This window comes from uncultured Pedobacter sp. (assembly GCF_913776295.1).
Lineage (GTDB): Bacteria > Bacteroidota > Bacteroidia > Sphingobacteriales > Sphingobacteriaceae > Pedobacter.
Genome location: NZ_CAJYOJ010000077.1, coordinates 1 through 14877, shown reverse-complemented (window position 1 = coordinate 14877; position 14877 = coordinate 1). Strand labels below are relative to the sequence as shown.

The following is a 14877-nucleotide window of genomic DNA, read 5'->3' as shown; positions in this document are numbered from 1 at the left end:
CTCATCACTTAATACCAATTAATTAAATTACAAAAATGTAAAGGTGGATATTAAGTCTTGATACTTACTACCCGCTACTAAATATTAACTAATAATCTCATAAAATATGTTCGTACTAAAAAGAGATGGCCGGAAAGAACCGGTGCAGTTTGACAAAATCACAGCACGTATTCAAAAACTTTGCTATGGTTTAAATTCAGATCTTGTTGATCCGATTGACGTTGCCAAAAAGGTAATTGAAGGTTTATACGATGGGGTAACCACGTCGGAGTTGGATAACCTTGCTGCAGAAACTGCTGCCTCGTTAACCACCAAACACCCTGATTATGCTTTGTTGGCCTCGCGTATTGCGGTTTCCAACTTACATAAAAACACCACTAAGTCATTCTCGGGTACGATGAAAATGTTGTACGAATATTTCGACCCGAAAGCACAGAAAGAAGCCCCTCTCATCGCTGATGATATTTATGAGATCATTGAAAAAAATAAGGATATTTTAGATAGTTCGATCATTTATGACCGCGATTTTGGTTTCGATTATTTTGGTTTCAAAACTTTGGAAAAATCGTACCTGTTGAAAGTTAATGGTCAGATTGTAGAACGTCCTCAGCATTTGTTTATGCGTGTTGCGGTTGGTATCCACAAAGAAGATATCGAAAGCGCCATTAAAACCTATAACTTAATGAGCGAGCGTTGGTTTACACATGCTACACCAACGTTGTTCAATGCGGCTACACCAAAACCTCAAATGTCGTCGTGTTTCCTGTTAACTATGCAGGATGACAGCATTGAAGGTATTTATGATACATTAAAGCAAACTGCTAAAATTTCGCAAAGTGCTGGTGGTATTGGTCTAAGCATTCATAATATCCGTGCTACGGGTTCATACATTGGGGGTACAAATGGTACAAGTAATGGTATTATCCCGATGTTACGCGTATTTAACGATACTGCGCGTTATGTAGATCAGGGTGGAGGTAAGCGTAAAGGTGCTTTTGCTATTTATCTTGAGCCTTGGCATGCAGATGTTTTCGAATTTTTAGATCTTCGTAAAAACCATGGTAAAGAAGAAATGCGCGCGCGCGATTTGTTCTATGCACTATGGATTAACGATTTATTTATGCAACGTGTTAAGGATAATGGCGAATGGACGTTGTTCTGCCCACACGAAGCACCAGGTTTGGCAGATTGTTTCGGCAAGGAATTCGAAGAATTATATACTAAATACGAAGCGGAAGGCCGTGGCCGTAAAACCATTAAAGCACAGGAACTTTGGTTTGCTATCCTGGATTCTCAGATCGAAACCGGTACACCTTATATGTTGTTTAAAGATGCAGCAAACAGCAAATCTAACCAGCAGAACTTAGGTACCATTAAAAGTTCTAACCTGTGTACCGAAATTATCGAGTATACCTCTAAAGATGAGGTGGCGGTTTGTAACTTAGCTTCGCTGGCACTGCCTCGTTTTGTAATCAACGGTGCTTTTGATCACCAGAAATTATACGATGTAACTTATCAGGCTACTTTAAACCTGAATAAAATCATCGATCATAACTATTACCCTGTCCAGGAAGCGGAAAACTCTAACATGCGCCATCGCCCGGTTGGTTTAGGTGTGCAAGGCTTGGCTGATGCGTTTATCCTGTTGCGTTTACCTTTCGAAAGCGATGAGGCTAAACGTTTGAACAAAGATATTTTCGAAACCATCTATTTCGCTTCGATGTCGGCTTCACACGATTTAGCAGTGAAACACGGTCATTACCAGACATTTAAAGGTTCGCCATTGTCTGAGGGTAAATTCCAATTTGATCTATGGAATGTAAAACCAGACAGCGGACGTTGGGATTGGGATACCTTGCGCGAAAAAGTAATTAAGGATGGGGTGTATAACTCCTTATTGGTGGCTCCAATGCCAACTGCATCTACTTCGCAGATTTTAGGTAACAACGAGTGTTTTGAACCTTACACTTCTAACATTTACACCCGTCGGGTATTAAGCGGAGAGTTTGTGGTGGTAAACAAACACCTGTTGAAAGATTTAGTAGCCCTGGGCTTATGGAACAACGATATGAAAAACAAAATCATATTGGCCAACGGTTCAATCCAGGCTATTCCTGAAATTCCTGATTACATTAAAGAACTGTATAAAACCGTTTGGGAGATCAAAATGCGTAACATCATCGATATGGCTGCCGACCGTGGCGCTTATATCTGTCAGTCACAATCATTAAACCTGTTTGTAAATGCGCCAAATACATCAAAATTAACATCAATGCACTTTTATGCATGGGAGAAAGGCTTGAAAACCGGTATGTATTACTTGCGTACCCAAGCGGCTTCTCAGGCAGTTAAGTTTACAGTTGAGAATCAGGGAGGTAAAGCAATTGAAGCGGTTATCCCTGCCGAAATTCCACAAGATCAGGTAGCTGAAGAAATCATTACCGGTCCGGTTTGCACCATGGAAGAAGGTTGTATTAGCTGCTCTGGTTAAACCTTTAAATCCCAAAGAGGAAACTTTTAGGAGTGGCCGTCATGCTGAACTTGTTTCAGCATCTATCAGGCAGGTCCTGAAATAAATTCAGGATGACGAATCTAATTATATGGTAAGGTTTTGGGCAAACGCTCAAAACCTTATTTTTTGTTTATATTTTTGTATTACGATAGGTTTTACCTTAAACCTTATAGCCTATGCCTTCAACCTTAAAACATAGCAAACACGAAATCATTCCCTGCGAAAGATGCGGAAGTGCTATTGAATGCAAGGCAAATTCCTATACCAAATGCCAGTGCAGCGTGGTACAGCTTAGCATTAACGAAGTACAGTATATCTCCGAACTTTATGATGGCTGTCTTTGTGCAAAATGTCTGTTCGAACTGCAACAGGAGTACAGAGAAGAAATGGGCGTTTAAGTTTTTAAGTAATTGTCGCCTTCCCAGTTATATCCCTGGGCTGCGTTGCCCCTAAACGGATATAATTATTATATGTGGCCCAAACACATGAGGTTAACCATATCCATATCGCCTTCCATTGTCCGGCTTTGTGAACATTGTCTGGCAATCAGGTCAGTTCCTGAGGTCAAAAAAAGGACATCTTTTTCGCATTAATTGTGATTTATACATTTAAAATTTCTTAGGCTATTTGCACAGGTCAAAATGCCTTAGTTTTGCTCATTATAAGCGTTCAGTTAGCTTATTCCCGGAAATGTCATCTGCAGGTGACATTTCGTACTTAATGGATTCTGGGTCATTTTTGATGGCTTAAAATCAATAAAAAATAGTTTGAAAATAAGCTTCAAAAATGATAATAAAGCACATCATTTGATATCCATATCGCGCTTGATAAATGGTTTATCAGGTTTAAAAAAAGAAAAATATAGCAACATTATGGAAGCGCTCATTTCTAATTACTGGTGGGTTTTAGTGGCACTGTTGTGCATCGTTTTATACAAATATATTTTACGTTTCTTATTCGGGATGGTCATCGTACCCGAAGACAGGATCGGGTTGATTACCAAAAAATTTGTACTTCTGGGCTCCGATCGGGAACTGCCCGACGGGCGTATCATCGCCATTAAAGGCGAAGCCGGTTTTCAGGGAAAAACGTTGGCGCCCGGGCTGTATTTCGGGATGTGGTTTTGGCAGTACAGTGTAACCATGGAGCAATTTACCATTATTCCTGAAGGAAAAATCGGACTCATTATGGCTAAAGATGGGGCCGAAATCCCGACAGGTAATATTCTGGGACAAAAAGTGGAGTCTGATAATTTTCAGGATGCCGTAAAGTTTCTTGAAAACGGTGGCCAGCGGGGGAGGCAAACCGCGTATATCACTTCCGGTTCGTACCGGATCAATACCATGCTGTTTCAGGTTTCGGTTACCGATATGATACGTATTCAGGAGAGTATGGTTGGTATTGTGACTACCTTGGATGGTTTACCGATCGAAGCCAACCAGATTGCGGGCAAATTGGTAGAAGGCCACAACAATTTCCAGGATTTTGATGCCTTTATCAAAAATGGTGGTAACCGAGGTTTGCAGCCACAGGTCATTCTGGCTGGTTCTTACAACTTAAATCCCTGGGCTATCCAGTTGGAAGAAATACCAATGACGGAGATTGCCATTGGTTATGTAGGCGTGGTGATTTCGTTTATTGGTAAGGAGGGTGATGATTTAACCGGTGCCGATTTTAAACATGGTAATATTGTAGCCAAAGGATCTAAAGGCGTTTGGCTGGAACCGCTTGGACCAGGGAAATATCCGATCAACAAATACATTATGAAGGTAGAGCTGGTTCCCACAACCAATCTGGTACTCAACTGGGCATCGGCACGTAGTGAAGCACACAACCTTGATAAAAACCTGTCAACAATAACTGTACGTTCCAAAGATGGCTTCCCTTTTAATCTGGATGTGGCACAGATTATCCATGTACCCACTACCGAAGCACCAAAAGTTATTGCACGTTTTGGGAACATGGTGAATCTGGTTTCGCAGGTTTTAGAGCCTACCATCGGGAACTATTTCCGTAACTCGGCACAGGGCAGTGATGTAATTGCTTTCCTGAGTACCCGTAGAGAGCGTCAGGAATCCGCTAAAGAGCATATTCGTAAAGTGCTTGATGAGTATAACGTAAATGCGGTTGATACCTTAATTGGTGATATTGTTCCGCCAGAATCGTTGATGAAAACCTTAACCGACCGTAAAATTGCAGAAGAACAAAAGGTAACATACGAAACGCAAAAACAGGCGCAGGAAACGCGCCAGGGAATGGAAAAGGAAACTGCCATTGCTGATATGCAGAAAGATATTGTGAAAGCACAGCAAAGTGTAGAGATTGCCGAGCGTACCGCAAGTGCAACGGTAAAAAAATCGGAGGGTGACGCGGCCGGAGTAAAACTGGCAGTAGGTGCCGAGGCCGAAGCGACCAAAATGCGCGCTCATGCTGAAGCTGAAGCTACAAAAGCACGTGCGCAAGCCGATTCGGAAGCCATTAAATTACGTGCGTCAGCAGAGGCAGAACAGATCTCGTTAACCGGTAACGCCGAAGCAGGCAAAATCCTGGCAGTTGGTAAATCTACAGCAGAAGCTTACGAACTTGCTGTTAAAGCTTTAGGAGGCGAAAACTTTACCCGTTACAAAATTACCGAACAGTTATCCAAAGGTAATGTGAAACTGATCCCTGATGTATTAATTGGCGGAAGCGGAGGCAACCACGGTGGTTCAGCAATGGATGGTTTATTAGGGTTAAAACTGATGGAGTTAATGGATCCTGAAAAACGTAAGGAGGTGTTAACCGTTACAGAAGTTGTGGAAAGCAAAACGAAACCGAAAAAAGATAATATCAATCCCTAAACCATGCTAACAAAGCAGGTGGACAGCCTAAATGTCCACCTGCTCATTCTATATGATTTTACGACAGGCTACGTCCCTTCAGCGGATATCTACCGGTTGCTAAGAAATTTTTTGATGCCCGCAGCAATTAGCATGTTTTTAAGTAAAGTAACAGATATAATAAGCACTTTGGTTTGAATTATTTTATGGCTTTACTATCTTTGCAGGGTGAATAAAGTTGTACTTCTGCTACTTTTCCCTGTGCTCATTTTTAATACCTCTGTCAGGGAAGTGATCAAGATGCCTCAACTTGTTCTTCACTATTTACAGCATCATCAGCTAAACGCAGAACTTAGTTTCATCGGTTTTCTCGAAATGCATTACTTTGGGCAAGACCCGAACGATCATGATGATGAAGAAGATATGAAACTTCCCTTCAAAAAGATTGATGGTCATCATATCATATCAGTTGGCGTTCCGGCAGAAAAATTTATATTACTAAAAGTGGTATGTCTAAATATTTATACCAAAAAGGCTTTTAATTATAGCAATTGCTACAGCAATCCTACTTTCGGAAGCCTGTTCCGCCCGCCCATCTCCATAGCTTAGAATTTCTTTTTAATTTTTTTCAGAACCATTTACGATGGTTTCTGGATATGTCTGTATTTTAATTTAAGTTATCATGTTAAATAAAATTATCGGTTTTTCCATCCGGAATAAACTGATTATTGGATTGTTTGTATGCTCACTGATTGGTTGGGGTGCTTACGAGGTTACCAAATTACCGATAGATGCACTTCCCGATATCACCGACAATCAGGTGCAGGTCATTACCGTATCTCCATCATTAGGCGCACCAGATATCGAGCGTCTTATTACGTTTCCTATTGAACAAGCTTGTAGCAGTATTTCGGGGCTGAAGCAGATCAGGAGTTTTTCACGTTTCGGACTTTCGTTGGTTACGATCGTTTTTACGGAAGACACTGATGTTTACTGGGCAAGACAGCAAATTGCCGAACGCTTACAGCAGGTACAGCAGGAAATTCCACAAGGCATAGGGTCGCCGGCGATGGCTCCTGTTTCAACGGGCTTAGGCGAAATATACCAGTATGTAGTTCGGCCAAAAAAAGGTTACGAAGGCAAATTCAACGAACAGGAATTGCGTACTATTCAGGATTGGATAGTGAGGCGACAACTTTTGGGTACTCCCGGGGTGGCAGAGGTATCTAGTTTTGGCGGCAGGCTGAAACAGTACGAAGTTGCCGTGAGGCAAGACCAACTTAAAGCCTATGGACTTACCATTGCCGAAATATTCGATGCCCTGGAAAAAAACAACGAAAACACAGGTGGCGCGTATATCGAAAAAGGACCAACCGTTTTATACATCCGAAGCGAAGGATTAACCTCTAATCTGGCCGATATCGAAAAGATTGTGGTGAAAACGCTTGAAAACGGAATGCCTGTTTTGATGGGGCAGGTTGCCAAAGTTCAGTATGGTTCGGCCATACGTTATGGTGCCATGACTTATAACGCGCAAGGTGAGGTTGCAGGAGCTGTTGTGATGATGTTAAAGGGCGAAAATTCTTCTGTTGTGGTTAAGCGGGTAAAAGATAAAATTGCGAAAATTCAAACCATGGTTCCTGATGGTGTGGTAATCGAGCCCTTCTTAGATCGGACAAAAATGGTTGATAATGCCATTAGTACGGTAGAAACCAACCTAATGGAGGGTGCACTGATTGTGATTTTTGTACTGGTGTTTTTCTTAGGGAATCTTCGTGCCGGTTTGATCGTATCCTCTGTAATCCCGCTATCCATGCTTTTTGCCATCATATTGATGAACAAGTTTGGAGTGGGTGGAAATCTGATGTCGCTTGGAGCCATAGATTTTGGTTTAATTGTAGATGGTTCTGTAATTGTGGTAGAAGCCATTCTCCACCGCTTCTCGCACAGCAAACACTTTAAGGCCATTGGTAAAATAGATCAAAACCAGATGGATAATGAAGTGGAAAAATCAACCGGATCGATGATTAAATCGGCGGTGTTCAGCCAGATTATTATACTTATTGTTTATCTGCCCATTTTATCATTGGAAGGTATTGAAGGTAAGATGTTTAAACCCATGGCCTGGACCATTGCTTTTGCTATTCTTGGGGCTTTTCTCTTATCCATTACTTATGTGCCAATGATGTCGGCTTTGTGTCTGAATAAAACCATCAGCCATAAAAGAAACCTAACCGATAAGTTGATGGCCTGGCTCGAGAGAAAGTATCAGCCAGTATTGAGTAAAGTACTTCGTTTTCCAAAAACCATTCTGGTGGTTACGCTTTCCCTATTTGCCGTTTCTATTTTTATAATGGGTACCCTCGGTGGCGAATTTATTCCACAGTTGGAAGAGGGAGACTTTGCAGTGGAGACCCGTCTACTTACCGGAAGTAACCTGAACAATACGATTGAAACTACACAGAAAGCATCGAAAATTCTGTTGGAGAAATTTCCGGAGGTGCAAAAAATAGTAACCAAAATAGGAAGTGCCGAAGTGCCGACAGATCCCATGCCTTTTGAAGCAGGAGATATGATGGTGATTTTAAAACCTAAAAAAGAATGGACTTCCGCCAGATCATTTCCGGAATTGAGTGCTAAAATGACCAAGGCTGTTGAAGTTATCCCCGGCATTACGGTAGGCTTTCAATTTCCGGTACAAATGCGGTTTAACGAACTGATGACCGGAGCGAGGCAGGATGTGGTTTGTAAGATATTTGGGGAAGATCTGGATTCGCTGGCTGTTTATGCCAAACGTTTAGGAGGTATAATCGGTACGGTTAAGGGCGCCATTAATGTTTATGAGGAACAGGTTACAGGAATGCCCCAGGTGGTGATTAAATACAACCGCGATGGTATGGCAAAATATGGTATAAACGTGGGTGATGTAAACCGCGTGGTTAATACTGCTTTTGCAGGCCAGGTGGCCGGCCAGGTTTACGAAGGAGAAAAACGTTTTGATATGGTGGTACGCCTGGATGAGGCAGCCAGAAAGAATATCAAAGACGTTGAAAATCTGATGGTTTTAACCAAATCCGGTACCCAGGTGCCTTTAAGCATGGTAGCAAATATAGAAGAAGTGGAAGGGGTTAATCAGATTCAAAGGGAAGATACCAAACGCCGGATCATTGTTGGATTTAATGTTAAGGATAGAGATGTTCAGTCGATTGTAGAAGAATTACAACAGAAAGCCGGTGCAAAACTTAACTTACCTAAAGGTTATACCATTTCTTATGGTGGCTCTTTCGAAAACATGACGGCAGCAAAATCACGTTTGGCAATTGTAGTTCCGATCGCTTTATTACTAATTTTCTTACTCCTGTATTTTGCTTTCAGTTCGGTTAAACAAGGTCTTCTAATCTACACGGCCATTCCGCTTTCCGCAACGGGTGGCATATTTGCCCTGTGGATCAGGGATCTGCCTTTCAGTATTTCTGCAGGGGTTGGCTTTATCGCGCTTTTTGGTGTAGCCGTATTGAACGGAATTTTACTGGTTTCGGAATTTAACCGGTTAAAAAAAGAGGGGTGGACTGATGTAAAGCGGATCGTTATCCATGCAACGAAATCGAAGCTACGTGCTGTTCTAATGACTGCCCTGGTTCCATCGCTAGGTTTTATTCCGATGGCGATCAGTACCGGAGCAGGTGGTGCGGTCCAAAAGCCGCTGGCTACAGTGGTTATTGGTGGTTTATTAATCTCTACCTTACTAACGTTATTTGTTTTGCCCATGTTATACATATTGTTTGAAAAGGGCTTTTCGTATTTTAAACCCAAAAATAAACTTGCCATAACTGCGCTGATAATACTTTTTGGGACTTTCCATGCGAATGCTCAAAAAAATATCAGCTTAAAAGCAGCACTGGATACTGCTGTTAAAAACAACCTATCGCTGCAGATTGCCAAAAGCAACGTTCAGTATTATCAGCAAATAGCCAAAAGTAGTTTTGATGCGCCAAAAACAGGAGTCAGTTTCGATTATGGTAAATTCAATAGCCTGGCGAATGACAATAAATTTTCTGTCATGCAAACACTTGATTTTCCATCGGTGTATGCCAGGCAATCTGCGGCTCACAAAACAAATCTCCGCATCAGCGAGATTGAAGTGGATGCCCGTCAGCTCGATTTGAAAACAGAGGTAAAATCGGCCTATTATAGCCTTTTGCTATTAAGCGAAAAACAAAAATTATTACTTTGGGCCGATAGTGTTTATGGTGCATTTCTAGATAAATCTACGCAGCGTTTTAAATCCGGTGATGTTGATTTGCTGGAACTTCGCACTGCAGAAAATCAAAAGCAGCAAATTAACAATCAACTGGAGCTGCTTAAAACAGATGCTGTATTGATGCAAAACAGGTTTAGTTTTTTGTTAAATAGCCGTGAAAACCTGTACCCGAAGGCCGATAGCCTGCTTTACTCCACAAGGCTTTTATTTAAACAGGATGAACTCAGCCATCCCTTGTTGCAATTGGGCGAAGAGCAGCTGGTATTGGCCAGGCAGCAAAAGGCACTTGAAAAAAGTAAATTGATGCCTTCTTTAAGTTTTGGTTACAATAATTCGAGTATTATCGGTTGGCAAACCAACAGTATTGGGGCAGAGCAGTATTTCGACAAAAGTAAAAGGTTTTCTTCTGTTAGTATTGGTGTTGGAATTCCAATCTTTTTCGGTGCGCAAAATTCCCGTATTAAAGCCAATGGCATCCTTATCCAACAGCGTGAAAAAGAATTGGCCTTAACAAAAAAAACTTTGGATAATAATTTAGTAAACGCAGTTGAACGCTATACCCGGCTTGAAAAGCTGATCAGTTCTTACCATAAAATCGCGTTAAGAAACGCTGGTGATATTTTCAGAACGGCTTCTGATAAACTTAATGCTGGCGAGATTGCTTATTTGGACTGGGTGATACTGGTTAACCAGTTCATACAGGTTAAAGCAGAATATTATGATAAAGTGCAGCAATTTAACGAAGCTGCTTTTGAAATTGAACGTATTACAGCAACAGATAAATAAGATAAAATGAAAACTCAAATATTAGCGGGATTGGTTTGCATGTCACTTTTACTGGCTTGCACCAGTGCAGATAAAAAAGAAACCGCTCAGGCAGAGAAACCTGCAATGGCAAATGCCGACGAGGTACAACTCACCGATGCTCAGGTAAAAAATGCCGGGATTTTAACGGGCAAAGTCACACAAAAAACAATGCATAGTACCATTAATGTTAATGGTGTTGTAGATGTACCACCAGAAAACACCTATTCCGTAAGTGTACCTATGGGTGGCTATATTAAGAAAATGATTATCATGCCCGGAATGTTTGTCAACAAAGGGGCAGTTTTAGCTACCGTTGAAGATCAGCAGTACATTCAACTGCAGCAAGATTACCTGACTGCTCAAAACAGGCTGAAGTTTTTGGTGGCAGATTATACCAGGCAAAAGGGACTAAATCAAACCAAGGCAACGAGCGATAAAATCTTTCAGCAAACCGAGAGCGATTATAACAACCAAAAAGTTTTGGTAAAAGCGCTTGCTCAAAAACTGAGGCTAATTGGCATTAATCCTGAAACTTTAAACGAAAATTCGATCACCCGTACCATCAAAATTTATTCGCCCATTAGTGGCTATGTTACCAAGGTGAATGTAAACACGGGCAAGTTTGTGAATGCAACCGATATTTTATTTGAATTGATAGGGCCGGGAGAATTACACGCAAACCTCACTGTACTTGAAAAAGATGCAGCCAGTTTAAAACCAGGACAGGAGGTTGTCTGTAACACAACGACAAATCCCGAAAAGAAATATATCGCTAAAATACATCTGATTACACCCAGTATTGAAGACGACCGGACTACCACCGTGCATTGCGATATCCAAAATTCAGATCGTAAACTATTACCAGGCTCCTTTCTGAATGCAGCCATTTCTATCGGCAACGAAACCGTTGATGCTTTACCGGAAGATGCTGTAGTTAAATGGGAAAATAAGTATTACATTTTCGAAGAACTGGGCCACCAACACTACAAAATGGTTAATGTAGAAATTGGAACAACTATGGATGGATTTATAGAAATCAAAACCAATAAAAAGCCCGGTAATGTAGTGACAAAAAATGCCTATGCCATTTTAATGAAAATGAAAAATGGAGGAGAAGAAGGAGAATAGGCTTTGAATGATCTTATCATTTACAGGTGTTTCAAAGTTAAGCCACGCAATTGAGTCATCTTATTGCGCTCCTGAGCTTGCGTTTAAAAACAAGAAATCATCATGTTTGGCGAAAATGATTGAAGCTTATTTTAAATAACATTTACAATTTTATGCCGTTCTACTTTTAAACAAAATAGTAACTTTGCATCCAGATTTAGCATGACTGGATTTTGAATGGCGGAATGGTTGGTAAACTCATTCATTTTAACATTCGCTTATCCAATAATTTTAAGAAATGAAGAAAGTAAATGTTGGTTTAGTGCAGATGAGCTGTACTAAAGATAAACAGGAAAATTTAGATAAAGCCATTACGAAAGTAAGGGACGCTGCTGCAAAGGGAGCACAGATTGTGTGTTTACAGGAACTTTTCACATCCCTGTACTTCTGCGATGTGGAAGATTACGACAACTTCGACCTGGCGGAAGCTATTCCAGGCCCGTCAACCGATGCTTTGCAGGTAGTTGCGAAAGAATTAGGCGTAGTGATTATTGCTTCGCTGTTTGAAAAACGCGCCGAAGGTTTGTATCACAACACTACTGCTGTTTTAGATGCCGATGGGGCATATTTAGGTAAGTATCGCAAAATGCATATTCCTGATGATCCGGCTTACTATGAGAAGTTTTATTTCACACCGGGTGATTTGGGATATAAGGTTTTCCAAACCAAATTCGCCAAGATCGGAATTCTAATCTGCTGGGATCAATGGTATCCGGAAGCGTCCCGTATTACCGCATTAATGGGTGCCGATATCATGTTTTATCCAACAGCAATTGGTTGGGCTACCGATCAGGATGAGGAAACCAATCAGGATCAGTACAATGCATGGCAAACCATTCAACGCTCGCATGCTGTGGCAAACGGAGTTCCGGTGGTGAGTGTAAACCGGGTAGGTTTTGAGCAGGATGGCGCAATGAAATTCTGGGGAGGCAGTTTTGCTACCAATGCACAGGGCCGGTTACTTTATCTAGCTTCGCATGATCAGGAAGAAACCGAAGTAGTGGAACTGGATCTCGATCAAAGCGATTTTATGCGTAAACATTGGCCGTTTTTAAGAGACAGAAGAATTGATTCTTACCAGCCGATCACGAAAAGGTATATTGATGGGGATTAAATGAGTCAGAGGTCGGGAGACCGAAGTCGGAAGCCCAGGCTTATAACTGTAACAGGCAAAGGTTTGGTTCAAAGTTTAAGAAGTTGTAATTTGTATATATTTTAACAGATTATATCAGAAAGATTTGATTTTCGAACTTTAACCTTTGATAACATATGGCCTTTAAATTTGAAAAACTTAAGGTTTGGCAAAAAGCTTTAGATCTTGCAGATGAAATAGATAAAATGACAAAATTTTTCCCCAAAGAAGAGATTTATGTTCTAACATCGCAAGCGAAACGGGCAGCAGACTCCATTTCTATAAACATAGCAGAAGGTAGCACGGGACAGAGTAATCCAGAATTTAAAAAGTTTTTAGGCTATGCATTAAGATCAGATATAGAAGTCGTGAATTGTTTGCATTTAGCTATCAGGCGGGGATATATTACTGAGGAAATCTTTCAAAAGCATTATCAGGCGTGTGAAGAGGTTTTGATCATGATTTCGGCTTTAATCAAATCGCTAAATTAAGTTAGGTGGAGGTCGAAGTCTGAAAATATTGCAGCCATGGCTAACGAAACTAGATATTCGGACTCCACTTTTGGACTTTGAAAAATAACACTAAATCACCAGACTTCGGACATTCGACTTTCGGACATTATTAACATTAAATCACCGGACTTCGGACATTCGACTTTCGGACTTATTAACACTAACTCACCGGACCTTGGATATTCGATTTCGGACATTATTAACATTAACTCACCGGACCTCGGACACCCGACTTTCGGACTTTATTAACATTAACTCACCGGACCTCGGACATCCGAGTTTCGGACTTTATTAACACTAAATCACCGGACCTCGGACACCCGACTTCGGACTAAAACATATGTCAAACTTTCCGCCAAGAAAAGATTTAAATATCAATCATTTCGATTATTCCCCGAAAAATCAAGGTTACGCTTTTCCTGCTGAGTGGACTAAACACGAGGCTACCTGGTTAAGCTGGCCACACAAAGAAGCCAGTTGGCCGGGCAAGATCGAAACTATTTACGCCCCTTATTGCCAGTTTATCAAAGTGGTGGCTGAGGGTGAAAAAGTAAGGATCAATGTAAAAGACGAAGAAATGAAAGCCTTTGCCATTGCCGAACTTAAAAAAGTAGATGCCGATTTAACGCAGATTGAATTTTATTTCAACGAAACCAATGATGCCTGGTGCCGCGATCATGGGCCTGCATTTGTGCTTAATGGCAATGACAAAGCAGTGGTAGATTGGGGCTACAATGCCTGGGGCGGTAAGTACCCTCCGTTTGACCTGGACGATGTAGTGCCGACTAAAATTGCGAAACATTTTAATTTGCCATTATTCAATCCTGATATTGTAATGGAAGGTGGTTCTGTAGAGTTTAATGGTGCTGGTACGGTTTTAACGACTACAGCATGTCTCCTGAATGAGAATCGTAATCCACATTTAACAAAGGAGCAGATAGAACAATATTTGCTTGAATATTATGGCCAGGATCAGGTGTTATGGCTGGGCGATGGCATTGTAGGTGATGATACGGATGGTCATATCGATGACATTACCCGTTTCGTAAACGAAGATACCGTTTTAACGGTCGTAGAAAATAATCCTTTGGATGAAAATTATGTGTTGCTACAAGAAAACTTAGCGGCACTGAAAGAAATGAGATTAAAAGATGGCAGGCCCCTGAACATTGTCGAATTGCCAATGCCTTCGCCTGTAATCTATGATGATACCCGTTTGCCGGCTTCCTATGCCAATTTTTACATTGCCAATTCGGCTGTAATTGTTCCGGTTTTTGATGATGTGAACGACCAGAAAGCTTTAGATATTATTCAGGGCTGTTTCCCTGACCGGAAGGTAGTAGGGATCAACTCGGTTGATATCATCTGGGGTTTGGGTAGCTTTCATTGTTTGAGTCAGCAGGAACCAGCGGTTTAAGTTTGGAGTTGGCAAGTTGGTAGTTTCCATTTCCATTCTGCGCGATTGTCATCCTGAGGAATAATTTATGGTATAAAAATCAATATAAATGACGTAACTGATTTCTTATGCCATACAGCACAGTCTTGCCTCGGCTCACCGCCGCCGAATGGCTCTTACTTTTTGGCATCAAAAAGTAACAAAAAATGCCGGCTGAAAATTTTTCTTTCAAAGCCAGTAATAGGGCTTGGTCGGTGGAGTCCGAAAAATT

Annotated in this window: 9 protein-coding genes; all 9 read left to right on the top strand. The window is 41.2% G+C overall.

The genetic code is table 11. The features are described 5' to 3' along the window. Window positions 1-106: 106 nt before the first annotated feature. The 9 genes from QZ738_RS17300 (at window position 107) to QZ738_RS17260 (ending at window position 14627) form a co-directional block, all read left to right on the top strand. Window positions 107-2491 (top strand): ribonucleoside-diphosphate reductase subunit alpha, encoded by a 2385-nt coding sequence (locus QZ738_RS17300; protein ID WP_293788984.1) that lies wholly within the window; start codon window positions 107-109, stop codon window positions 2489-2491. Between the two features lie 197 nt (window positions 2492-2688). Next, the gene (locus tag QZ738_RS17295) at window positions 2689-2910 is read left to right on the top strand and encodes a cysteine-rich CWC family protein (protein WP_293788983.1); all 222 of its coding nucleotides are present in this window, start codon (window positions 2689-2691) and stop codon (window positions 2908-2910) included. Between the two features lie 369 nt (window positions 2911-3279). Then, window positions 3280-5352: an SPFH domain-containing protein gene (locus tag QZ738_RS17290; RefSeq protein WP_293788982.1), complete on the top strand. Its 2073-nt coding sequence runs from the start codon at window positions 3280-3282 to the stop codon at window positions 5350-5352. Window positions 5353-5559: 207 nt separating this feature from the next. Beyond that, window positions 5560-5940: a hypothetical protein gene (locus QZ738_RS17285; protein ID WP_293788981.1), complete on the top strand. Its 381-nt coding sequence runs from the start codon at window positions 5560-5562 to the stop codon at window positions 5938-5940. Window positions 5941-6013: 73 nt separating this feature from the next. Beyond that, window positions 6014-10378, top strand: a complete 4365-nt coding sequence (locus QZ738_RS17280) for a CusA/CzcA family heavy metal efflux RND transporter (protein WP_293788980.1) — start codon at window positions 6014-6016, stop codon at window positions 10376-10378. Window positions 10379-10384: 6 nt separating this feature from the next. Beyond that, window positions 10385-11527, top strand: a complete 1143-nt coding sequence (locus QZ738_RS17275; protein ID WP_293788979.1) for an efflux RND transporter periplasmic adaptor subunit — start codon at window positions 10385-10387, stop codon at window positions 11525-11527. 277 nt (window positions 11528-11804) lie between these two features. Continuing rightward, window positions 11805-12680, top strand: a complete 876-nt coding sequence (locus tag QZ738_RS17270) for a carbon-nitrogen hydrolase (RefSeq protein WP_293788978.1) — start codon at window positions 11805-11807, stop codon at window positions 12678-12680. 155 nt (window positions 12681-12835) lie between these two features. Continuing rightward, on the top strand, window positions 12836-13189 hold the full coding sequence (locus QZ738_RS17265; RefSeq protein ID WP_293788977.1) for a four helix bundle protein: 354 nt from the start codon (window positions 12836-12838) through the stop codon (window positions 13187-13189). A 361-nt stretch (window positions 13190-13550) separates the two neighbouring features. Next, on the top strand, window positions 13551-14627 hold the full coding sequence (locus QZ738_RS17260) for an agmatine/peptidylarginine deiminase (RefSeq protein ID WP_293788976.1): 1077 nt from the start codon (window positions 13551-13553) through the stop codon (window positions 14625-14627). Window positions 14628-14877 lie beyond the last annotated feature (250 nt).